Genomic DNA, 22972 nt, shown 5'->3' with positions numbered 1-22972 from the left:
CCTGCCATAGTCTTTCCCGGGTCGGGGAGATGATGATGAAAGCATTCGCCCTTCGTACCGTATGTGCCGCGGCCGTTCTGGTTTTGGCGGTGCCGATTAATCCGGTCCTTGGACATGAAAAGCTCGATGCCGGACTGGAAAAAGCTCGGGTCCAGTCGATGCAGGATGCGACTGAAAGGTTTCTCGCCGCGTTGGACGAGGAGCAGCGCGCCAAGGCGATGGTCAGTCTGGATGATAGCGAAGCGCGAACAATCTGGTCGAATCTTCCGGTAAGCATGGCCCCGCGTGCAGGTGTAGCCGTGGCCGACCTGACTGCTCCGCAACGGATGGCACTTCATGCGATGATCTCGGCTGCGCTTTCCAGTCAGGGATATCTCAAGACGACGACCATCATGTGGCACGAAGACATTTTGCGCGACCTGACGGACAAGGTGATCGCACAACTGCCGGACGACGATCCGCGAAAGGCCGAGGGTCTCGCGTTCGCTGCAAACTATGATGCTGAAAAGTTCTTCGTGCGGGTGTTCGGTAATCCGATCGATGACGATTGGGGGTGGCTTCTGACCGGTCACCACTATGCCGCCAGCATAACCGTGTCAGACGGCAAAATCGCATTCTTCCCGCTATTCCTCGGCGCCAGCCCGCAAGTGGTTCCCGAGGGGCGTTTTGCCGGTTGGCGGATCATGCAGCATGAAGCCGATCGCGCCCTGGCGTTGCTCTCATCCCTGCGTGACAATCAGTTGAAATCCGCAGTTATTTCGAATGAGGTCGATGCCGCCATTTTTGCAGGTCCCGGCAATCAGGACGCCCACCTTAGCCAATTCGGTATCACAGCAAGCGATCTCGACACATCGCAGAGGCGGCTGCTTTACGGCCTTGTCCATGAGTATCTGGGCGATGCTTCGGATGAAGCCGCTTCCCGTCAGCAAGCAGCGATCGATGCGGACGGGCTCGGATCCTTGCGCTTTGCATGGTGGGGGCCGGCCGACGAGCCGCGAGGGCGGTACATGTTTCGGGTGCAGGGGCCATCCGTTCTGATTGATTACATCCGCGAGAGATCTCCCGACGGTGGCTACAATCACGTACATTCCATTTTGCGCGATCCGTCCAATGACTATGGAGCCGGCTGGCTTGCCCGCCATTACGAGGAAAAACACTCCGACTGACCGAGACCGCGATTCCAGCGCAGTGTGAGCAGTACCCGGCCAGTCGATCAGACTTGGCGAGCTTGTCTGGCGCCGCGGCATGAAGTCTGATCTCTCCTCGCCAATTTTTCGAGAATAGCCCTGATGGCCGGACAAGATTCTCCCGAATGTCCGCCAGGCGTGTTTTCGTTGTAAATCCTCGTTCTTTTTCCCTCTCCACCCCCTAAGCCAGTGCATCGGCTTCGAAAATGAGAGGGAGTGATCTTGGAGCAAAACCGCAAACCGGCGATTTCTGGCGCGCAGAACTTTCGGGATCTTGGCGGCTATGCGACGGCGGAGGGACGCACCGTCAGATGGGGCTCTCTTTTTCGGTCGGCCGTGATGTCGGAAATCGATGGCGAAGGTAAGCAGGCGCTACGCCACATGGGCATAGTCAGCATCTGCGATCTTAGGACGAATTCCGAGCGTCATCACAGGCCGACGACCTGGCATGAAGACCTGCCGACAGAACTGGTGAGCTGCGATTACGAAAGCAGCGCGGGCAAGCTCAGCACGCTAGCGCAGATGGAGAGCACTGATGCCAGCGTCATGCGGCGTCGTGTCATCGAGGCCTATCGAAAGTTTCCGGAAGAGCAGGCGAACAATTTCAGGATGCTGTTTCGCCGACTTGCGGATGGAAAGGTACCGCTCGTCTTCAATTGTTCCGCGGGGAAGGATCGCACTGGTGCTGCTGCTGCCCTCATTCTCGCGATCCTGAAAGTGCCGCACGAAGATATCATTTCGGACTTTCTGCTGACGAACGAGTGGGCCGATACGCTGGAGCAACGAATGTCCGAGCTCGCAGATTTTCGCCAGATTTTTGAACAGCGTCCCGAAGTACTGCGCCCGATGATCGTGGTCGAGCGAGCCTATCTCGACACTTTCTTCGACCGCCTCAACGCGGAATACGGTGGACCTGAAGGATATGTGACCGGGCGCCTCGGTATCGATGACCAAGAGCTAGGAGCCATAAGGATTTCTCTCACTTCCTAATGCCCACTGTGCAGGGGTTGCTGGCTCCTTGTGAAAGACGATCGAAAGTTTTGCTGAACATAGACGGGGTAGACGGATGGGCGCATGTTGCCGTCCGGATTGCCTGATCTGCGAAAGGCCGGAAAATTCGTTCGAACGCTTTCCAATTGATCTGCGGCGAACCTACTGGGCCCACTCGATCGGACCGGCTGCACGCGGCCATTTCTTTCGGGCCTTCCTAACCATCTTCTTATCTTTTTCGTAGCAATAGCTCGTCAGGGCGTACCGCGTTCCCTCGACTAGGGGCTTGCCGCTATGAATGACCGAACTGTCGAAGAAGATCAGCGTGCCCGCCTGGGCCGTGAATTGCTTGAGATAGGCCTGATTAGCCAGTTCGAACTGCTCGAAGTCCTCGTCGTCCCACCGTGTATCTGCCGGATCCAGGCCTGCCAGTTCAAAGCGGTCGTTCCATGCCTCGCTTTCGACCTGGCTGTAAGGATACATCTGGAACGGCCCGTTCGCATCCGTCACGTCGCTTAGGTAAATCATTGCCTTTAGCTGCGGTGTCGCACGGTCCCTGTGCCACCGTCCGCCCGATCTCACGATCCGATCGTCACGCAGATCGAGGCGATTTGCCATTATGAAAAGCGGTTGTGACGGTACGCCATAAAAGCGCGTGCAAAGCTCTTCGAAGAAAGGGTCTTCCTTGAATGCACGAATGACGGGAGAGACATGCTCTGCCGCCCAAATCCGCTCATCACCCTTATTCGAGCCGACCACATGCTCCGGATTGTCGGATATAAAGGTCGCCAAAAGTTCCCGCAGGGTCGAACAGGTTCGTTTGTCCAGAAAGGAAGGGGCTTCCCAAAAGCCCTTGCCGCGTATTGCGGTCAGAACCTCATCGATGATTGCAGAATTCAGGCGTTCGTAATGGGCTGGTGAATCGTCAAACATCCAGCCAATTCTAAGAATCATCAAACGCGATGTCGACCGTTACAGCCAAAATGATTCAAAAGCGTTTGGTCTTCGGCCGAATTCCGAAATTTAGTCGCTGGCTATCGTAAAAGTTACCGCTGCTGCCAGGTCCTAGATAGAGTCCAGAACCATCTGCGCGTGTTCGGGACGGCAGATCAGCAGGTCAGGCATATATGTATCGCGCTGATTGTAGATCAGCGGCGTTCCATCCATGCGCGTACAGTGCAGGCCATAGGCGCGGGCGACGGCGGCGGGGGCGCAGCTGTCCCATTCGTACTGGCCGCCCGAATGCAGGTAGATGTCTGCCTCTCCGCGGACGATTGCCATGGCCTTGGCACCGGCGCTTCCCATGGGGACGAGTTCGGCACCGATCTTTTCCGATACACTGACCGCTTCGGCGGCAGGGCGCGTGCGGCTGACGACCATGCGGAGCCGTTCCGGCGCAACTGGCAAGGCTGAAGGTTTGTCGGTGCGCAGGATGCAGTCGAGTCCAGGCAGGGCAACCGCCCCGATTTCCGGCACGCCATTGATCGCCAGTCCGACGTGAACGGCCCAGTCGGTGCGCTCTTCGCCATATTCACGCGTGCCGTCCACCGGATCGACGATCCAGACCCGTTCTTTCGAAAGCCGCTCTTCGGTGTCCTTGCTTTCTTCCGACAGCAGGCCATCATCCGGCCGCTGCTGGCGCAATGCGTGAACGAGGAACTGGTTCGCGGTTTCGTCACCTGCCTTGCCCAGCGACTTGCCCTCGAACATTCCGGATGCCCGGACCTGCAGGAGGATCTTGCCAGCCTGTTCCGCCAGGTGAGCGGCGAGTTCTGCGTCGGTCATGGTCATGGCCTTTACTTGAGCGGGAGAATGGCGCGCACGATGTGCTCGGCCGCTTCCTCGGGGGTCATTTCGACCGTGTTGACGCGGATCTCCGGGCTTTCCGGCGCTTCATAAGGGCTGTCGATGCCGGTGAAGTTCTTCAATTGGCCGGATCGCGCCTTCTTGTAGAGGCCCTTCACGTCGCGTTCTTCGGCAACTTCCAGCGGGGTGTCGACGAAGATCTCGATGAACTCGTCCTCGGCCAGCATGTCGCGCACCATCTGGCGTTCCGCACGGAACGGGCTGATGAAAGCGGTGAGGACAATGAGGCCTGCATCGGTCATCAGCTTGGCGACTTCGCCGACGCGGCGGATGTTTTCGATACGGTCGGCTTCGGTAAAGCCGAGGTCCTTGTTGAGACCGTGGCGCACGTTGTCACCGTCCAGCAGGAAGGTGTGCCGGTTCATCAGCGCCAGCCGCTTTTCGACCTCGTTCGCGATGGTCGACTTGCCCGAACCTGACAGGCCGGTGAACCACAGCACGCGCGGCTTCTGGTTCTTCATCGCGGCATGGTCAGCGCGGGTGATGTCGGTCGGTTGCCAGTGCACGTTCTGAGCGCGGCGCAGGCTGAAATTCAGCATGCCGGCGGCGACGGTCTGGTTCGTGATCTTGTCGATCAGGATGAAGCCGCCCAGTGCCCGGTTCTGCTGATAGGCTTCGAACACGATCGACTTGTCGGTGAAAAGCTCGGCGACGCCGATCTCGTTCAGCGACAGGGTCTTGGCCGCAAGGTGTTCCATCGTGTTGACGTCGACCTTGTACTTCGGCTCCTGCACCGCGGCGGACACGGTCTGCGTGCCCAGCTTCAGCCAGTAGTTGCGTCCGACGATCAGGTCCTCGTCAGCGAGCCAGACAATCGACGCTTCGAACTGGTCCGACACCTCGGGCGGGTTGTCCGCAACCGACAGGACATTCCCGCGTGAACAATCGATTTCGTCGTCGAGCGTTAGCGTGACGGACTGGCCGGCAACAGCTTCGTCTAGTTCGCCGTCGAAAGTGACGACCGACTTCACCGTGCTGGTCTTGCCCGAAGGCAGAACGCGCACCGCATCGCCGGGCTTCACCCCGCCGGTGGCGATCAGGCCGGAGAAGCCGCGAAAGTCGAGGTTTGGACGGTTCACCCACTGCACCGGCATACGGAAGGGCTTATCCTGATCCTCTGCGGAGCGGACTTCGACCGTTTCCAGATGATCGACGAGGCTGGGGCCCTTGTACCACGGCGTATTCGCCGAAGGAGCCTTGGTGATATTGTCGCCCTTGAAGCCGGAGATCGGCATCGCGGTGAAGCTTTCGATGCCGATCGACTTCGCAAACTCACTATAATCGGCGACGATCTTGTCGAAGACCTCTTCGCTGTAATCGACGAGATCCATCTTGTTCACGGCCAGCACAATGTTCTTGATGCCGATCAGGTTGCAAAGATAGCTGTGCCGGCGCGTCTGGACGAGCACGCCCTTGCGGGCATCGACCAGGATAACGGCAAGATCGGCGGTCGAAGCGCCAGTGATCATGTTGCGCGTGTACTGTTCGTGGCCCGGGCAGTCGGCGACGATGAACTTGCGCTTTTCAGTGTTGAAGAAGCGGTAGGCGACGTCGATCGTGATGCCCTGTTCGCGTTCGGCGGCAAGGCCGTCGACCAGCAATGCGAAGTCGATTTCCTGACCCTGCGTACCAACGCGCTTGCTGTCGTTTTCGAGAGCGGCAAGCTGATCCTCGAAGATCATCTTGGAATCGTAGAGCAGGCGACCGATCAGGGTCGACTTGCCGTCATCCACGCTGCCGCAAGTGATGAAGCGCAGCATGGTCTTGTGCTGGTGAGTCGACAGGTAGGTGTCGATGTCTTCGGCGATGAGCGCGTCGGTCTTGTAGACCGGATCGTTCGTGGCGGTATCGGCCATCAGAAATAGCCCTCCTGCTTCTTTTTCTCCATGCCTGCACCGCCCTCGTCCTTGTCGATGGCGCGGCCCTGGCGTTCGCTGGTAGTCGTCAGCAGCGTTTCCTGGATCACTTCGGGAAGTGTCGCGGCCTCACTCTCCACCGCGCCGGTCAGCGGGTAGCAGCCCAGCGTGCGGAACCGGATCGAGCGCATGACCGGCTCTTCACCTTCGGCCAGAGGAAAGCGTTCGTCGTCGACCATCAGAAGCATGCCGTCACGCTCAACCGTCGGGCGCTTTTCAGAGAAATAGAGCGGCACGATCGGGATGTCTTCGAGGTGGATGTATTGCCACACGTCGAGCTCGGTCCAGTTCGAGATCGGGAAGACGCGAATGCTTTCGCCCTTCTTTTTGCGGGCGTTGTAAAGGTTCCAGAGCTCGGGGCGCTGGTTCTTCGGGTCCCAACCATGGCTGGCAGTGCGGAAGGAAAAGACACGTTCCTTCGCGCGGCTCTTTTCCTCGTCACGGCGCGCGCCGCCGAAGGCCGCGTCAAAACCATAGAGGTCGAGCGCCTGCTTCAACCCTTCGGTCTTCCACATGTCCGTGTGAAGCGCGCCATGGTCAAACGGGTTGATCCCGCGCTCTTTCGCTTCGGGATTCTGATAGACCAGCAGCTCCATGCCGGACCTCTCCGCCATCTCGTTGCGAAGTTCGTACATGGCCTGAAACTTCCAAGTCGTATCGACGTGAAGCAGGGGGAAGGGCGGCGGCGAGGGGTAGAACGCCTTGCGCGCCAAGTGCAGCATGACGGCGCTGTCCTTGCCCACCGAATAGAGCATGACAGGCTTTTCAGCCTCGGCCACGACTTCGCGCATGATGTGGATCGCCTCGGCCTCAAGCCGCTGGAGATGAGTAAGGTTTACGTGTTCGCTCATTGCAGGCCCTTTCCTGAGGCATGGGCTTAGGTTGCGGCGCACACGTCCTAACCTCCCAAATGGGAGGGCGGGCAACAAACACTTTCTTTTGGCGACACAAAATGCGGCATTAGCGACGATATTCCCAACGAAAAGGGGCGGCGAACCGTGATGGTTCGCCGCCCCTGTCGAAGTCAGAATCGGTCTATCAGGCCGGTTCGGTTTCCGCCGCGGCTTGCACGCAGAACGGGCAGTTGGCCGCGAAGTGGTTTGGCCGGATTTCGGTAAGCACGGGTTCCTCGTGCTTCATCCGCTCGTCATGCTCGACCGGACTGCGCGGCCAGAAGTTGCACCCTTCGGGTGGGTTCATGGGTGAGGGTGGATCGCCCTGAAGCACGATGCGGTTTCGCGTTTTTTCCGAAGTCGGGTCGGGCCGCGGGATCGCGCTCATCAGCGCGCGGGTATAGACGTGCAGCGGATGATCGACGACGTCGCTCGCTTCGCCCAGTTCGAGGATGCGGCCAAGGTACATGACCGCGATTCTGTCCGCGATGTAGCGCACGACCGAAAGATCGTGGCTGATGAAGATCATCGTCAGACCCATCTCGCGCGTCAGGCGCTTCAGCAGGTTCAGGATCTGCGACTGGATCGACACGTCCAGCGCGGAGACCGGCTCGTCGGCGATGATCAGCTTGGGCTCGGGCGCAAGCGCGCGGGCGATGGCGACACGCTGACGCTGACCGCCCGAAAACTCGTGCGGATAGCGCTTCATCTGGTTGGGGTTCAGACCGACCGTGCGCAGCAGGTCCGCCACGCGGGCGCGCAGGGCATCGCCGTTCACGTTCGGGTGACGCGTCCGGATCGCTTCGGACAGCGTGTCGAGAACCGTCATGCGCGGGTTGAGTGATGCGTAGGGATCCTGGAAGATCATCTGGAAGTTGATGCGTTCCTTGCGGATGTCCGTATCCGACAGCGCCGACAGTTCCTTGCCTTCAAGGAAAATGCGGCCCGACGTCGGACGGATCAGCTGCATCACGGTGCGCGACAGGGTCGACTTGCCGCAACCGGATTCGCCGACGAGACCAAGAATCTCGCCTTCCTTCACGGTCAGCGTCACGCCATCAACGGCCTTCACAACGCCCTTGCTTTCGCGCGTCAGCAGCGTCTTTCCCATGTCGAAATGGGTGTGAACGTCATCGAGGACGAGGAAGTCGTTCTTCGGATCGACCGGCACGGCGGGTTCTACATGCTCGCTCATTCGGCTGCTCCCGCCTGTTCGACTTCGTCGGGGCTGTCATTCTTGGCCAGGACCGTCTCGATCGGGGCCGAGCTGTCACAGAAGCCGCAGTCGGCATAGCAGTGGCCGTCAGCCATCTCGACCAGCGACGGGCGATCGCCCTCGGGCTTGCCGGTCTTGGGATAGGGACAACGCGGATAGAAGGCGCAGCCGTGGATCGGCTTCGACACGTCTGGTGGCAGTCCGGGGATGGTGTAAAGTTCCTCGCCCTTGGTCTGCAGCGACGGGATCGTCTTCTGCAAGGACCGGGTATAGGGGTGCTTGGCCTCGTAGAAGACCTGCTCGGCCGTGCCGCTTTCCATCATGCGGCCGCCGTACATCACGTTCACCTTGTCGCAGGTGCCGGCAACGACGCCCAGATCGTGCGTGATCAGTATGACCGCGGTGCCGAGGTCTTCCTGACGTTTCTTGATGATGTCCATGATCTGCGCCTGCACCGTCACGTCGAGCGCGGTCGTCGGCTCGTCCGCGATCAGCAGGTCGGGTTCGGTGATCAGGGCCATCGCGATCATCACGCGCTGACGCATGCCGCCCGAAAACTCGTGCGGGTAGTTGTGCACGCGCTTGGCAGCTTCGGGGATGCCGACTTCTTCCAGCGCCGCGATCGCCTTGTTGATCGCGGTCTTTTTGTCGACGTCGTAGTGGAGGCGCAGCGCCTCGATCAGCTGGGTCGAGATCCGCAGGAACGGATTCAGCGACGTCATCGGGTCCTGGAAGATCATGCTGATCCGCTTTCCGCGGATCTTGCGCAGTTCCTTCTGGCTCATCGTCAGGAGGTCCTGGCCATCGAACATGGCCGTGCCGCCGTCGATCCGGCCCGGAGGTTCCGGGATCAGCCGCATCAGCGAATAGCAGGTCACTGACTTGCCGGAACCGGATTCGCCGACGATGCCCAGCGTCTCGCCCTTGTCGAGCGAGAAGGAGACGCCGTCCACCGCGCGAACGATGCCGTCGCGGGTATAGAACGATGTCCTGAGGTCTTTGACTTCGAGTAGCGCCATGTGATCAGTCCTTCGCGCTCTTGGGGTCGAGCGCGTCGCGCAGGCCATCACCCAGGAAGTTCAGGCAGAACAGGGTGAGGGCAAAGAAGAAGGCGGGGAACATCAGCAGCCACGGGAAAATCTCCATGTTCTGCTGACCTTCGTTGATGAGAACGCCCCACGACGCATTCGGCGGCTGAACGCCAAGGCCGAGGAACGACAGGAACGCCTCCAGCAGCATGACGGCAGGCACGGTCAGCGTCGCGATGACGATGACGGGGCCGAGCACGTTGGGAATCAGGTGGCGCAGGATGATGCGCTTGTGGCTGTAGCCCAGCGAAACCGCCGCCTCGACGAATTCCTGCTTCTTGAGGCCGAGCACGCCCGAGCGGACGATACGCGCCATCGAAAGCCACTCGACGCAGCCGATCGCGACGAACATCAGCCACATCGACCGCCCGAAAGCGACCATCAGCAGGATGACGAAGATCGTGAAGGGCAGGGCATAGAGCAGGTCGACGAAACGCATCATCGCCGCATCGACCTTGCCGCCGAGATAGCCCGCGGTCGCGCCGTAGATCACGCCGATGGCCAGCGAGACAACCGTCGCGACGAGACCGACCATCAGCGAGATGCGGCCACCTTCCATGGTGCGGACGAGGAGGTCGCGGCCAAGCGTATCGGTGCCAAACCAGTGCTCGGCCGAAGGGCCGGTCGCGCCAAGGAACAGGTCCTGTTCCTGGCTGTCGTAGGGCACAAGGAACGGGCCGACGACGCAGAAGACGCAGATCAGCAGGAAGATCACGAGGCTGGCCACGGCCAGCTTGTTCTTCTTCAGGCGCGACCAGGCGTCCTTCCAAAGGGAAGAACCCTCGATCAGCTCCTCTTCGGCGATCTCCGACGCGCTGTGCTTGGGCAGCGGGGCTGCTTCATTGCCGAGAACGGCGGTTTCGGAATGATCAGTCATACTTCAGCCGTGGGTTAAGGGCGACCTGTGCGATGTCGACCAGAAGGTTCATGAGCACGATCAGCGATGCGAAAAGGACCGTGAGGCCGAGGATCAGGAAGTCGTCGCGGTTGAGCGCGCCCTTCACGAACCACTGGCCAAGTCCGGGCACCTGGAAGATCGTTTCAACGACGAACGAGCCGGAAATGATGCCGGCAAGGGCAGGGCCGAGGAACGTGATGGCGGGGATGAGACCGCCCTTGAGGCAGTGCTTCCACACGATCGTGCGTTCCGGCACGCCCTTGGCCCGCGCCGTGCGGACCCAGTCCTGGTTGAGCATTTCGAGCATGCCGCCACGCGTCAGACGCGCGAAATAGGCGGCGTAGTAGAGGCCCAAGGTAGCCGACGGCAGGACGACGAATTCAGGCCCGAACCAGCCCGCCACCGGCAGGACCGCGAAGATCAGGCCAAAGACGAGAGCTAGCAACGGGCCCATGACGAACGTCGGCAAACAGATGCCGGCCATCGCCGTCGACATGGGCACATAATCGAGCCAGGTGTTCTTCTTCACCGCGGCAAGGATGCCCGCCGGAATGCCCAGCAGCAGTGCGATCGCGAGCGAGATCGAACCCAGCTTCAGCGAGACCGGAAAGCTTTCGGCGATGATGTCGGTGACCGAACGGTTCGCGTAAACCGCGCTGGGGCCGAAATCGCCGTGCAGGATATTGCCGAGGGAGACGATGAAGCGTTCCGAAGTCGGCTTGTCATAGCCGTAGAACGCCTCGATCTGGGCGAGGATCTCGGGCTGGATCGCGCGTTCGGAACTGAACGGGCTGCCCGGCGTCGCCGCGACGAGGAAGAATGTCACCGCATATATGCCCAGCAGGACAAGGATGCCCTGCAGGAAGCGGAGTGTGATGAATTTTGCCATTGGCGCTTAAGCTCGCTTCTGGAAGCGGGCGGCTCGGTTAAAGGCCGCCCGCCAGTTTCGTGTCACTCGGCGTTGATGGAAACGTACTTGTAGGGGTGGTTGTCCAGCAGTTTCGGATTCCAGCCCTGAATGCGCGGATCCTTCAGATACACGCGGGTGTACCAGTAAACCGGCACGATCGGCAGTTCGGTCAACAGCAGGTTTTCCGCATCGCGAAGCAGACCGAGACGTTCATCCTCGCTGCTGGCGACCTGTGCCTGCGCAACGAGACGGTCGTACTGCGGGCTCGCCCAGCCAGTGTCGTTGTTGCCGTTGCCGGTCGTGAACATGTCGATGAAGGTCGACGGGTGCACATAGTCACCGATCCAGGCCGACCGCGAGATGTCGTAGTCGAGGTTGGACTGGCTATCGAGATAGACCTTCCACTCCTGATTGTAGATGCCGACGTTGATGCCCAGGTTCTGCTTCCACATGGCCTGCATGGCTTCGGCGATCTTGCGGTGTGCCTCGGACGTGTTGATCAGGATTTCCGCATTGGGGAAGCCCTTGCCGTCTGGATACCCAGCCTCTGCCAGAAGCTGACGACCGCGTTCGGGATCGTACTGCACCTTGTCAGAAGTCGCATAGCCCGGAATGCCGGCCGGAACGTATCCGGTGGCCGGAGCCTGACCGCCCTTGGTCACCTTTTCGACGAGCAGCTGCTTGTCGAACGAGACTGCAAGCGCTTCACGCACCTTCGGATTGTCGAACGGCGGACGCGTCACGTTTACGCGGTAGAAGTAGGTGCCGAGATAGGGCTCGATCTTGAGCTCGTTCGCCATCTTCTCCTTGAAGATCGGAATCTTGTCGGGCTGAACCGTGTTGGTCATGTGCAGTCGGCCGCCGCGGAACATCGTTTCCTCGGTCGCCGCGTTCTCGACGGGGTAGAACTCGATACCCTTGAGCTTGACCGTTCCGGCGTCCCAGTAGGTCGGGTTCGGCTCGACCCGGATGACCTGGTTGGTGACCCATTCCTTCAGAACGAACGGACCGTTGCCGACATAGTTTTCAAACGTGGACCAACGGCTTGAGCGGTCGGCCATGCCGCCGAATTCCTCGACCACCCGCGGGTTTACAGGGAAGAAGCTGTAGTGCTTCAACATGTTGAGGAAGTAAGGGGTCGGCCCTTCGAGCGTAACTTCAAGCGTCTTGTCGTCGATGACCTTGACGCCGACGGTCGAGAAATCGTCCGTCTCGCTGTTGTGGAACGCCTGCGCGCCCTTGATGACGTAAAGCATCGGGGCATATTCGGCGCCCAGTGCCGGGGTCAGCATGCGCTCCCAGCTATAGGCGAAGTCACCGGCGCGGACCGGATCGCCGTTCGACCACTTGGCGTCGCGAAGCTTGAAGGTCCAGACGGTGTAGTCGTCGTTGCTTTCCCACGATTCCGCCATGCCCGGTTCGGGCTTCAGGTCGTCGGTCGGGTGATACGAAATCAGCCCTTCGAGAAGGGCCGAGATGATCTTGTTTTCCGGCACGCCGGTGACGAGATGGGGGTCGAGGCCCTTGGGCTCCGAACCGTTGCCCATCATCAGCACACCTTCGCGTGCGGCAACGTCGGTGGCGCGTTCACGATCTCCGCACGATGCGAGGCCGAGACCCATGCACGCAGCCAGGATGACATTTCGAAGTAGTTTCATTTGCATCCTTCACGGGTATGAAATTTTATTGCGCCTCGCAAGCACAGTATCCCCGAACAACGCCTGAACGCGCCGTTTTTTCCCGGTTCTGCTTGCTGCAACGCGGTAAAGGCGCACAGGCCTTGAAAAGAATTATTCGCCCTCGAACTCGACAAGGGATAGCGGCGAAATATCGGCCTGGCGCAACTTCTTCGCGCCGCCAAGCTCGGGCAGGTCGATCACGAATAGCGCCTGATCGACATGGGCGCCGCGCCCGCGCAGCAGCTCCACTGCCGCCAGTGCGGTCCCGCCGGTTGCCAGCAGGTCATCGACCAGCACGACCTTTGCACCGGGCCCGCAGGCATCGTCGTGCATTTCCAGCATGTCGGTGCCGTATTCGAGCGCATATTCGATGGACACGCGCGATCCGGGCAGCTTGCCCGACTTACGCATCATCAGGACGCCGCAGCGCAGGCGATAGGCAAGGGCGGAGGCGAAGACGAAGCCGCGCGCCTCGATCCCGGCCACAAGATCTGGCTCCTCGCCCTCGATCAGGTCGGCAAGGCGGTCGATCGTTTCATGGAATGCCCCGCCTTCGAGCATGAGCGTCGAGATGTCGCGGAACATGATTCCGGGCTTGGGATGGTCTGGGATCGTGCGGATCAGGTCTTTGAGATCGCCATTGTCATCCATGTGCGGAACCGGGCCTCCTGTGGTTGCGGACGCGACGATAGGGAAAGCCTTTCGCCCCCGCAACGCCTGTGCGGGACAGGAACGATATCGGGCGGGCCGCTTTATGACAGCAGCGCTTGCTTGCCGCGCGGCGTCCTTGCCGCTAAGGGCGGCGCTTTCCGACAGGAATCCACGTTCTTTCACAGGCTGAAGCACCATGAAGATCAGCGGCGTCGACATTCGCCCCGGCAACATCATCGAATACGAAGGCGGCATCTGGAAGGTTGCCAAGATCCAGCACACGCAGCCCGGCAAGGGCGGCGCCTACATGCAGGTCGAAATGAAGAACCTGCAGGATGGCCGCAAGACCAACGTCCGCTTCCGTAGCGCCGACACGGTCGAACGCGTGCGTCTCGATACCAAGGACTTCCAGTATCTCTACGCCGAAGACGACATGCTCGTCTTCATGGATACCGAGACCTTCGAACAGATCATGCTTCCCGCAGACCTGCTGGGCGATGCGGCGGCCTTCCTTGAAGACGGCATGCAGGTCCTGCTCGAACTCTGGGAAGAAAAGCCGATCTCGGTGCAGCTTCCCGAACAGGTCGAGGCTAACATCGTCGAGGCCGACGCCGTAGTTAAGGGCCAGACCGCTTCGTCGAGCTACAAGCCCGCCGTGCTCGAAAACGGCGTGCGCGTCATGGTGCCGCCGCACATCGAAAGCGGCACGCGCATCGTCGTCGACGTGTACGAGCGTACTTACGTGGGCAAGGCCTCGTAAGGGTAAGACGAGATGGCAATTACCGGACTTATCCGCGTCATGGAGCGCGCCGCCCGCAAGGCCGGCTCGCGCCTGCGCCGCGACTTCGGCGAAGTCGAACACCTGCAGGCCAGCCGCAAGGGGCCTGCAGACTTCGTGTCGAAGGCCGACCGCGCCGCTGAACGCACGCTTTGGGAAGAACTGCGCACCGCACGCCCGGGCTGGGGCTTCCTGCTCGAGGAATCCGGCGAGATCGAGGGTGAGGACGGCAAGCCACGCTTCATCATCGACCCGCTGGATGGCACGTCGAACTTCCTTCACGGCCTTCCGCACTTCGCGATCTCGATCGCGGTGCAGGAGCCCAAGCTCGACGGTTCGGGTTGGGGTGAGGTGACGCACGCCGTCGTCTATCAGCCCGTCACCGACGAGACGTACTGGGCCGAAAAGAGCCGCGGCGCATGGCTTCACGATGCGCGTCTTCGCGTTTCGGGCCGGCGCGAACTTACCGAATCGCTGATCGCGACGGGCATTCCCTTCGCAGGCGCCGGCAACTTTTCCGAATGGGCCAAGATCGCGGGTGAGATCGCTCCGCGCGTTGCGGGCATTCGCCGCTACGGTACGGCTTCACTCGACCTCGCGTGGGTTGCTGCGGGCCGTTACGAAGGTTTCTGGGAATCGGGCCTCAAGCCCTGGGATACGGCCGCAGGCTGTCTCCTGGTGCGCGAAGCCGGCGGCTTCGTGTCGGACTGGCGCGGCCGGTCCGAACAGATCTGCGACCAGACGATCCTTGCCGGTAACGACGTTCTGCACTCGCGCCTGCACAAGCTTCTGGTCGGTGCATTGAAGTCTGCTTGAAGCACGCGGGCGGCGCGGTTAAGAGCGTCGTCCCGCATGCACTTGCAGCGGGCCCCTGTGGCGGAATGGTAGACGCGAACGACTCAAAATCGTTTGTCTTAGGACGTGCCCGTTCGAGTCGGGCCAGGGGCACCATTACCGGGAATGCGATATTCATGCGGAACCGCGCGCTTCACCTGTCACCTGTAGCGCGCACCGCAAAGGGCTGGTAACCATGGGTTATATGCCCGGCATTCCCCCCTATCATGCACTGGGCGCGATGGTCCTCACCCTCGCGATGTTCATCGCGTTCGCGCGCGGACGCATCGCGACGGAAATTGTCAGCCTTGTCACCATTGTTCTCATTGCGCTGGGTCTCTTCTTCTTCCCGTTGGAAGGGCAAGGGCAGACACAAGGGTTGGCGCTTGCGTTCTCTGGCTTCGGGCACCCGGCGCTGATTACGATTTGCGCACTGATGGTGATGGGGCGCGGCCTTGTCGTCACCGGCGCGCTCGAACCTGCTACACGCCTGCTTGCCCAGGTTTGGAAGCTCAACAAGCATCTCGGCATGCTGGTCTCGCTGCTGCTCGCGATGGTGCTGTCGATGATGGTCAACGACACGCCAGTGCTGGTGCTGCTGCTGCCCGTTTTCGTCGGACTTGCGGAACGCGGGGCTATGGCGGCTTCGAAGACCCTTATCCCGCTGAACGCAGCCGTTCTGATTGGCGGCATGGCAACCACTATCGGCACATCCACCAACCTGCTGGTTGTCTCGATCGCCGCCGATCTTGGCATGGAGCCGATGCGCGTGTTCGATTACACGCCGATCGTGGCCGTCGCCGCTCTGGTTGCGCTGCCTTACCTTTGGCTGGTGATGCCTCGCCTGTTGCCGGATAACGGACAGGCTTTCACGCGCGCCATGCGCACGTTTTCAGCGACGCTGCGCATTGATGATGACAGCGAATTGATCGGTCAAACCCCTCGCGATCTGCTTGAACGACTGCCCGAAGGTTTCGCGTTCGAAGGCTCATTGGACCGCCAAATCACGGCCAATTCGCGCCTTCCGGTATCGGGAACGCACAAGGCACTGGAAGATGCCGTGCGCATCCTGAAGGCTCGCGTGGCACCTGCCTGGGTGGTAGAACGCATCAACGCCGCCGCCCGGACGCAGGCCAGCGACGTCGTCGTGGTCGAAATGGCAGTTACTGCCGAATCGCGTCTGGTTGGCCTCACGATCCCGTCATCGGGCGTTGCCGGGCAATTCGGTGTCGCCGTCCTGGGCATCCACCAGTTGAACCGCGGGCCTGATCGCGGGCGTCACGAATATTCCGAGCTTCAGCTGAAGCCGGGCGACGTGCTGCTGGTCATGGGCCCCATGGCCGAGATCGAGGAATTCGCCGAAAGCGACCGTTTGCTGGTGCTGGAAGGCGTAGTGGAAGTTCCGCGCCGGTCCAAGGCGCTGATGTCGGCAGCCATCATGTTCGGGTCGGTCGCAACGGCCAGCATCGGATTGTGGCCCATTGCGATCGCGGCGCTGGTTGGTGCGATCCTAATGTTTGCGACCGGTTGCGTGAAGTTTGATCGTGTTGGACGCGCGCTCTCGGCAAACGTCATCGTGCTGGTTGCGGCCAGCATCGCCATCGGGCGCCTGATCCTCGAAAGCGGGGCTGCCGCATGGCTTGGCGGGGTTTTGTCCACAGGTCTCCAGTTCCTGCCGCCTGCGATGATCGTGGCCGCAGTGATGCTTTTCGTGACGCTGCTCACCAACTTTGCGTCCAATGCCGCGGCTGCCACCGTCGGCACGCCGATCGCGTTCAGCATTGCCGAAAAGCTGGGCCTTCCCGTCGAACCATTGGTCCTCGCGGTGCTGTTCGGCTGTAACCTTTGCTACGCCACACCGATTGCGTACCAGACGAACATGCTGATCATGGAAGAGGGGCGCTACAGGTTCAGTGACTACCTGCGCACTGGCGTGCCGCTGGTCGTCTTGATGGCAACGACACTCTCGTTGATGCTGGTCTTCTTCTATATGTGACGATGGCTGGCCGGACGGCCAATGCGATACCCGATTGCGGCTTCGGCCAGCAAATAGCGGGGCATGTCGGGTTCCGGCTCAATCCGCTTGCGCAGGCGGTTGATCAGGACCCTCAGCTTTTGGCGATCATATTCGCGCGAGCCCCAGACTTCCTGGAGAAGCTCATCATGCGTGGCAAACCCGCCGCGACGATCCAGTAACACTGCAAAAAGGCGGGCCTCGCGCTCATTAAGGGCGTGCGCCCCGTCTCCCAGCGACAGGACGCCGCACCGCGCGTCTAACGCCATGTCGACGGGAAGGGCAGAGCGACCCGCCAAGAGATCAAGCCGGGCCGACAACTGATCGGGGTCGAGCGGACCGAGAGTGAGAAATTCATGAGCGCCTAGAGAAAGAGCTGCCACGCGCTGAGATTTGCGTGCGACGGTTGCTGGCGCGATGACCTTCCGTCCCGCACGCAAACGTGTCGCGATCCGGTCCGGCGCATCGGGCAAGTCCAGGCTGACGAATGCAATGCCAGCAATCGGTTCTGCGATGTCGATTCGCGGCAGAGTCTCAGCAATTTCGTGCTTGTCGGGTCCGGTGCAGTCGGAAAATGCGTCATCAGGCAAAAAATCGTCAGCAATCATTGTGCGTTTGCTGGGCCATCCGGGAAGCAATTGCAATGTGGGAACCACTTATGATGTTGCGGCGTTGCAACACCCGGATTTCTGCCGTTTTTGATACATTGTGACATATTGACATTGGTGTCAGGCAGCGGTTCTCTACGTGATCTGGACTAACCGGGGACTACTTTCAATGGACACTGGCAAGACTTCGATTCTCCCTCAGGGAAACACCGAAGAAGGCACCAGCGACATCGCGGCGTGGCTTGACACCATCGCAAAGCAGGAAGGTGCCCGTTCGGGCGGCTTCCGCCGGACGCTGGACGGCCTGCTTGGCGGCTGATCCACCCCCGCAGGGTCGCACACCCCGCGGAACAACGTACTGACCTTGAGAGTTTTCCCTTCAACTTGAATGAAGGGGAGACCTTTGATGGTAGAAGAACGTTATACTGAAACCCGCACGCCCGCGGGCGATACCCATACCCATACTGAAATTATCCGCGAAGAGCCTGCACGCTCTCGTGGGGGTGCCGGTTGGGCAATTGTCATAGTCCTGCTGCTGGCCGTTATAATCGGCGGTTTCGTGCTCATGAAGGGTAACGATGCCGAAATCGCGCGTGACAACGCAATTGCCGATGCTGCCAATAGTGTCGGCGACGCAGCCGAAAGCGTCGGCAGTGCCGCCGACACGGCAGCGGAACGAATTTCCGAATAAAATCATCCAGCGCCGTTTTTGCGGCGAAAATCAAAGCGCGGGCGCCGGATCTTCCAAGGGGGATCCGGCGCCTTTGCGTTTACGGCGCATTTACCATGGGTGTTTAAATTTGGCGGCCATGGATCAGGCGCACTTGCACTCCTGCGATAACGGCTCCGGCTTGGCGGGTGAGACCGCGGCCGTGGTTGCCTGCTGATGAGCGTCGCGTTCTTCGTCTCGCTCGTACAGGCGCTGGCGGCATTTGCGTGCCTGACCTCGGCATACCTGCTTTGGCGCGGTGCCGCGCAGGCACCTTCGCGGGCGCTCGTCATCGCCGGTCTCGGCACTACCGCGGCCCATTTGTTGGTGAGCACTCCCGGCGTGATCGATCCCGCCGGCATCTGGCTGGTCACCGCCTTGCGCAATCTGGTTTGGCTTGCCTTGATCCGCGCCCTGTTCGCCGCCGATGGCAGACACGCAAGCCTTCGCCCCGTTGGGCCATTACTGATCGCCCTTGCCTTGGCAGAGCTTTTGCAAGTGCCTTTAGCAGTGTTGGCCGGGATATTCCCGATCCCCGTTGCCTTTTCGCTGATGGCGAAGGTGTCGGCGATCTTCCACCTCCTTTTCGCTATCGGCACCTTGGTACTCGTTCACAACCTGTACGGTGGGGCAGGTCCTCAACAGCGGCCGCGCATCAAGTGGATGGCCGGCGCACTGGTTGTAGCGTGGGGGACTGAACTCAACGTCTTTGCCGCGAGCTACCTTTGGGGCGAACTGCCCGCGGCGATGAGCTTTCTGCGGGCCGCGGCATGGAGCGTCGCTGCTTTCTTCCTCTGGCTCGACGGGCGGCAGAAAGGTGCGCGCGAATTTTCGCCTTCGCGCACCGTCACGTTCCAGTCGCTGTCGTTGATCGTCATCGCTTTCTACCTCTTCGCCTTGTTCACGATCGACGGGGCCGTTGCGGGGGATGATCCGGGCTTGGGGATCGTGGGGCGTTTCGGTGCCGTTGTTTTCGCGATCGCGATCGGGGCGCTGCTCGCGTCACGAAACCTGCGGACGTGGCTTCGCGAGATTTTGGTGCGCAACCTGTTCCGCCATCGCTACGACTATCGCGAAGAATGGCTGCGGTTGTCAGCGACGATAGGGGCCAATTCCGCACCAGCCGAGCAGCGCGTGGTCCAGGCGCTAGCCGATATCGTCGACAGTCCGGCAGGCTTTCTCATGTCACCGGGAGACGATGGCGCCTTCGAGTTGAGCGCGCATTGGCAGTGGCCAACGCTTGAAGTGCCGGCCACCGGAATACCCGAAACGCTCGTGCGAATGATTGCCTGCGACGGTGGAGTGATCGAGCTCGACCGGGTGCGCAACGGGCACCAGCCGTTCGGGGGGCATCATTTGCCGCAATGGCTGACTTCTTTGTCGCGTGCCTGGTTGCTCGTGCCATTGCAGGTGGATGGCCGGACGACTGGGATGATCGTACTGGCCCGCCCGGCCTATTCGCGTGAGCTTGACTGGGAAGATCACGATCTCCTGCGCATTGTCGGTCAGCAGCTTGCCGCACACCTCAGCCAGAACCAGGCGCAAAAAGCACTGCTGGAATCCGCGCGATTTGACGAATTCAACCGCCGCATGGCTTTCGTGATGCACGACATCAAGAACCTTGCCAGCCAGTTCGGATTGCTGGTGTCGAATGCAGAGCGGCATATCGAGAAACCGGCGTTTCGTGCAGACATGCTTGTAACCCTTCGTAACGCGACGGAGCGACTGGAAGGGCTGATTGGCAGGCTTTCGAACTACGGCACCAACGGGGTCGGCTCTCCCTCTCCGCTTTCTCCGCTGGACGCGGTGCATAGCGCGCTGCGCGCCGAGATTGCGGGCGATCTGGTCGAAGTCGGGCATGGAGGCGGCGCGACCCTGCTGGGTGATCACGATGCCTTGGAAACCGTGCTCAAGCACCTTGTGCGCAACGCCATCGAAGCGAGCAATGCGGATCAAAAGGTCGAGATCCATTTCCCCGGAACAGACCGCATGGCCGGTGTCGCCGTCGTCGACAGCGGCTGCGGCATGTCGCCCGAATTCATCCGTTCGGGCCTGTTCAAGCCGTTCGTGTCCACGAAGAACAACGGTTTCGGCATCGGGGCATACGAGGCGCGCGAACTCGTGCGCGCGATGGGCGGCAGGCTCGAAGTGGAATCGCGGGTCGGCGCAGGTTCGCGGTTCGTGATCTGGCTGCCGCGCGCGGCCGAGCAGGCGGACGAAGACAGGAAGGTTGCGTAAGATGGGCGGGAAAAGCGAGACGGCTCTGCCGAAGTTGCTGGTGATCGAGGATGATCCCGGCCTCCAGGCCCAGCTCAAGTGGGCGTGGGACGATTTCGATGTCACCTGCGTCGGCGACCGCGATGCCGCGCTGGCCGCGCTGCGGTCCGAGGAGCCTGATGTCGTCACGCTCGACCTCGGCCTTCCGCCGGACCCTGACGGCACGAGCGAGGGATTTGCCGTGCTCGACGCGATCATGGAACTGAAGCCCGACACAAAGGTCATCATTGCCAGCGGCCACGGCGCGCACGAAAGCGCGTTGCAGGCGATCGAGCGGGGCGCATACGACTTCTATGCCAAGCCGGTGAAGATCGACGAACTGGCGCTGATCGTGCGCCGCGCGCTGCACTTGCGCGAGATCGAGCAGGAGAACCGCAACCTTGCTGCCAAGTCCGGCGAGGAGAGCCGCGTTCTCGGCACGCTCGTCACGGCCGCGCCTGAAATGGTTCGCGTCGCCCGCACGATCGAGCGCGTCGCACCTGCCGATGTCTCGGTCCTGCTGCAAGGCGCGAGCGGCACGGGCAAGGAGCTGCTTGCCCGTGGATTGCACGATTCCAGCCCGCGCCGCGGCGGGGCTTTCGTTGCGATCAATTGCGCCGCGATTCCCGAGCACCTGCTCGAAAGCGAGCTTTTCGGACACGAGAAAGGTTCGTTTACCGGCGCGACTTCGACCCGCGAGGGCAAGATCGAACTGGCCGAAGGCGGCACGCTGTTCCTTGACGAACTGGGCGACATTCCGCTCGCGCTTCAGGCCAAGTTGCTGCGCTTCCTGCAGGAGCGCACACTGGAACGCGTCGGCGGGCGCAAGTCCATCGCGGTCGACACTCGGATTGTCTGCGCCACGCACCGCGACTTGCAGGCGATGATCGTCGAAGGCACCTTCCGCGAAGACCTCTACTACCGCCTTGCCGAGATCGTCGTTGCCATCCCGACGCTGGCTGCACGGCCGGGTGATGCTCCGCTGCTGGCACGGCATTTCCTGCATCGCTTCGCCAAGGAGATGAACCCCAAGGTTACCGGCTTTTCCGCTGATGCGCTGTCGGCCATCGACACATGGCACTGGCCGGGCAACGTGCGTGAGCTGGAGAACCGCGTGAAGCGCGCCGTCATCATGGCCGACGGGAAATTGGTCAGCGCAGAGGATCTCGATCTTGCCGAACCCGACGAGGAACTGGCCAACGCGCTCAACCTCAAGGCCGCGCGCGAGCAGGCAGACCGCAAGGTGATCCGCCACGCTCTTGCGCGGAGCGAGGGCAACATCAGCTCGACCGCGCGGATGCTCGGCATCAGCCGGCCCACGCTCTACGACCTGATGAAGCAGTACGACCTTTCGGCCTGACTGCCTCAGTCGACCGTGGCGTTCGCTTCTTCAGGATGGCGTTTCGAGTAGCGGACCGACCACCACAACGAGATCATGATCAGCGTCGCGCCGATCAGGCCGGTGATGACTTCGGGAATGTGAAACTTCGCCGTCAGCAGCATGATCACGCCCAGCACGATGATCGCCCAGAAGGCTCCGTGCTCAAGGTAGCGATACTGCGCCAGCGTTCCTGCGCGGACGAGGTGGATCGTCATCGAACGCACGAACATCGCACCGATAGACAGGCCGAGCGCGATGATCAGCATGTTGTTGGTGAGCGCAAAGGCACCGATCACGCCGTCGAAAGAGAAGCTGGCGTCCAGAACTTCGAGATAGAGGAAGCCACCAAGGCCCGACCGCGCCGCGCCTTCGGCCGCCTTGTTGTCGGCCATGTCGAGCAGGGTGCCGATCGCCTCGACCGCGATATACGTCACGATGCCGAGCATGCCTGCGGTCACGAAGGTCAGCGCCTCTTCCTCGGGCAACATCAGCGAAATGCCGTAGAGGCCGAGCACGAGGATAGCGATTTCCGCCGCCTTGATGTTTGACACCTTGGCCAGGAATTCCTCGACCGTGCGGATCCAGTGAATGTCCTTTTCACCGTCAAAAAAGAAATTCAGGCCGACCATGGTCAGGAACGCGCCGCCAAAGCCCGCGATGCCGGTGTGCGCGGATGATACGATTTCCTCGTATCGCTTGGGCTCGTTCAGCGAGAGATTGATCGCCTCGATCGGGTTCAGGCTGGCCGCGATGCCGACGATGGCGAGCGGGAAAACGATGCGCATGCCGAAGACCGCAATCGCGATACCCCAGGTCAGGAAGCGTTGCTGCCACTTGGGCGGCATGTCTTTCAGGACAGTCGCGTTGACGACGGCGTTGTCGAAGCTGAGCGATACCTCGAGAATCGAGAGCACCACCACGATCCACAGGACGCTGAAAACGCCGGAAATCCCGTTCCCCTGCGAGAAGCCCAGCCAGACGGCCAAGGCAAGGCAGATGAACGTGAAAATGAACGAGCCTTTGTAATGGGCAAGGAGCGTCTTCAAGGTAGGGGAAATCCTGTCAGGAGATGTTGGCTGGCAATGTCAGGCGAACGAT

21 protein-coding genes and 1 tRNA gene are annotated in these 22972 nt (G+C 60.8%); 10 read left to right on the top strand and 12 right to left on the bottom strand.

Features of this window, described 5'->3' with window-relative positions; all coding sequences use genetic code 11:
- Nucleotides 1-35 precede the first annotated feature (35 nt).
- Nucleotides 36-1166 carry a DUF3500 domain-containing protein gene (locus KIH45_RS15135; protein WP_213176875.1) on the top strand — a complete coding sequence of 377 codons (1131 nt, stop codon included), beginning with the start codon at nucleotides 36-38 and terminating at the stop codon, nucleotides 1164-1166.
- Nucleotides 1167-1409: 243 nt separating this feature from the next.
- Complete coding sequence (locus tag KIH45_RS15130) at nucleotides 1410-2177, top strand: tyrosine-protein phosphatase (RefSeq protein WP_213176874.1); 768 nt, start codon at nucleotides 1410-1412, stop codon at nucleotides 2175-2177.
- Nucleotides 2178-2339: 162 nt separating this feature from the next.
- On the opposite strand, the gene KIH45_RS15125 is transcribed toward KIH45_RS15130, so the two are convergent.
- From KIH45_RS15125 to KIH45_RS15080, 10 genes are all read right to left on the bottom strand, one after another.
- Nucleotides 2340-3131: a phytanoyl-CoA dioxygenase family protein gene (locus KIH45_RS15125; protein ID WP_213176873.1), complete on the bottom strand. Its 792-nt coding sequence runs from the start codon at nucleotides 3129-3131 to the stop codon at nucleotides 2340-2342.
- Between the two features lie 111 nt (nucleotides 3132-3242).
- Nucleotides 3243-3962, bottom strand: coding sequence for a 3'(2'),5'-bisphosphate nucleotidase CysQ (locus tag KIH45_RS15120; RefSeq protein WP_420481943.1), 720 nt, complete (start codon nucleotides 3960-3962; stop codon nucleotides 3243-3245).
- A gap of 11 nt (nucleotides 3963-3973) precedes the next feature.
- Entirely contained in the window at nucleotides 3974-5899 is a 1926-nt protein-coding gene (gene cysN / locus KIH45_RS15115) for a sulfate adenylyltransferase subunit CysN (protein ID WP_213176871.1), read from the bottom strand.
- On the bottom strand, nucleotides 5899-6852 hold the full coding sequence (gene cysD / locus KIH45_RS15110; RefSeq protein ID WP_337925497.1) for a sulfate adenylyltransferase subunit CysD: 954 nt from the start codon (nucleotides 6850-6852) through the stop codon (nucleotides 5899-5901). The genes cysN and cysD overlap by 1 nt, the downstream gene beginning before the upstream one ends.
- A 145-nt stretch (nucleotides 6853-6997) precedes the next feature.
- The gene (locus tag KIH45_RS15105; RefSeq protein ID WP_213176869.1) at nucleotides 6998-8047 is read right to left on the bottom strand and encodes an ABC transporter ATP-binding protein; all 1050 of its coding nucleotides are present in this window, start codon (nucleotides 8045-8047) and stop codon (nucleotides 6998-7000) included.
- Complete coding sequence (locus tag KIH45_RS15100) at nucleotides 8044-9087, bottom strand: ABC transporter ATP-binding protein (RefSeq protein WP_213176868.1); 1044 nt, start codon at nucleotides 9085-9087, stop codon at nucleotides 8044-8046. The genes KIH45_RS15105 and KIH45_RS15100 overlap by 4 nt, the downstream gene beginning before the upstream one ends.
- 4 nt (nucleotides 9088-9091) lie before the next feature.
- The gene (locus KIH45_RS15095; protein WP_213176867.1) at nucleotides 9092-10033 is read right to left on the bottom strand and encodes an ABC transporter permease; all 942 of its coding nucleotides are present in this window, start codon (nucleotides 10031-10033) and stop codon (nucleotides 9092-9094) included.
- Nucleotides 10026-10943 carry an ABC transporter permease gene (locus KIH45_RS15090; protein WP_066764289.1) on the bottom strand — a complete coding sequence of 306 codons (918 nt, stop codon included), beginning with the start codon at nucleotides 10941-10943 and terminating at the stop codon, nucleotides 10026-10028. Before KIH45_RS15090 ends, KIH45_RS15095 begins: the two co-directional genes overlap by 8 nt.
- Before the next feature lie 62 nt (nucleotides 10944-11005).
- Nucleotides 11006-12622: a peptide ABC transporter substrate-binding protein gene (locus KIH45_RS15085; RefSeq protein WP_213176866.1), complete on the bottom strand. Its 1617-nt coding sequence runs from the start codon at nucleotides 12620-12622 to the stop codon at nucleotides 11006-11008.
- 132 nt (nucleotides 12623-12754) lie between these two features.
- A complete protein-coding gene (locus KIH45_RS15080) occupies nucleotides 12755-13294 on the bottom strand; it encodes an adenine phosphoribosyltransferase (protein WP_213176865.1) in 540 nt (179 codons plus the stop codon).
- Nucleotides 13295-13490: 196 nt separating this feature from the next.
- Between KIH45_RS15080 and efp the strand changes: the two genes are divergently transcribed.
- The 4 genes from efp (at nucleotide 13491) to KIH45_RS15060 (ending at nucleotide 16902) form a co-directional block, all read left to right on the top strand.
- On the top strand, nucleotides 13491-14054 hold the full coding sequence (gene efp, locus KIH45_RS15075; RefSeq protein ID WP_213176864.1) for an elongation factor P: 564 nt from the start codon (nucleotides 13491-13493) through the stop codon (nucleotides 14052-14054).
- Nucleotides 14055-14066: 12 nt separating this feature from the next.
- Nucleotides 14067-14888: an inositol monophosphatase family protein gene (locus tag KIH45_RS15070; RefSeq protein ID WP_213176863.1), complete on the top strand. Its 822-nt coding sequence runs from the start codon at nucleotides 14067-14069 to the stop codon at nucleotides 14886-14888.
- Nucleotides 14889-14939: 51 nt separating this feature from the next.
- Nucleotides 14940-15023 (top strand) — tRNA-Leu (locus tag KIH45_RS15065).
- Between the two features lie 79 nt (nucleotides 15024-15102).
- The gene (locus KIH45_RS15060) at nucleotides 15103-16902 is read left to right on the top strand and encodes an SLC13 family permease (protein ID WP_337925496.1); all 1800 of its coding nucleotides are present in this window, start codon (nucleotides 15103-15105) and stop codon (nucleotides 16900-16902) included.
- On the opposite strand, the gene KIH45_RS15055 is transcribed toward KIH45_RS15060, so the two are convergent.
- Nucleotides 16893-17528: a response regulator transcription factor gene (locus KIH45_RS15055; RefSeq protein WP_213176862.1), complete on the bottom strand. Its 636-nt coding sequence runs from the start codon at nucleotides 17526-17528 to the stop codon at nucleotides 16893-16895. The genes KIH45_RS15060 and KIH45_RS15055 overlap by 10 nt on opposite strands.
- A gap of 169 nt (nucleotides 17529-17697) precedes the next feature.
- On the opposite strand from KIH45_RS15055, the gene KIH45_RS15050 reads away from it, so the two are divergent.
- The 4 genes from KIH45_RS15050 (at nucleotide 17698) to prsR (ending at nucleotide 21853) form a co-directional block, all read left to right on the top strand.
- Nucleotides 17698-17847, top strand: coding sequence for a hypothetical protein (locus KIH45_RS15050; RefSeq protein ID WP_213176861.1), 150 nt, complete (start codon nucleotides 17698-17700; stop codon nucleotides 17845-17847).
- An 87-nt stretch (nucleotides 17848-17934) separates the two neighbouring features.
- Nucleotides 17935-18219: a hypothetical protein gene (locus tag KIH45_RS15045; protein WP_213176860.1), complete on the top strand. Its 285-nt coding sequence runs from the start codon at nucleotides 17935-17937 to the stop codon at nucleotides 18217-18219.
- Between the two features lie 195 nt (nucleotides 18220-18414).
- Nucleotides 18415-20475 (top strand): XrtA/PEP-CTERM system histidine kinase PrsK, encoded by a 2061-nt coding sequence (gene prsK, locus KIH45_RS15040; protein WP_213176859.1) that lies wholly within the window; start codon nucleotides 18415-18417, stop codon nucleotides 20473-20475.
- Between the two features lies 1 nt (nucleotide 20476).
- The gene (gene prsR, locus KIH45_RS15035; RefSeq protein ID WP_213176858.1) at nucleotides 20477-21853 is read left to right on the top strand and encodes a PEP-CTERM-box response regulator transcription factor; all 1377 of its coding nucleotides are present in this window, start codon (nucleotides 20477-20479) and stop codon (nucleotides 21851-21853) included.
- Nucleotides 21854-21858: 5 nt separating this feature from the next.
- Here prsR and KIH45_RS15030 read toward each other — a convergent pair whose 3' ends face one another.
- Nucleotides 21859-22920 (bottom strand): DUF475 domain-containing protein, encoded by a 1062-nt coding sequence (locus tag KIH45_RS15030; RefSeq protein WP_213176857.1) that lies wholly within the window; start codon nucleotides 22918-22920, stop codon nucleotides 21859-21861.
- Nucleotides 22921-22972: the final 52 nt, after the last annotated feature.

The sequence above is a fragment of the Croceicoccus gelatinilyticus genome (assembly GCF_018398395.1).
Taxonomy (GTDB): Bacteria; Pseudomonadota; Alphaproteobacteria; order Sphingomonadales; family Sphingomonadaceae; genus Croceicoccus; species Croceicoccus gelatinilyticus.
The sequence above is the reverse complement of the archived record's forward strand: the minus strand, read 5'-3'. Positions and strand labels throughout refer to the sequence as shown.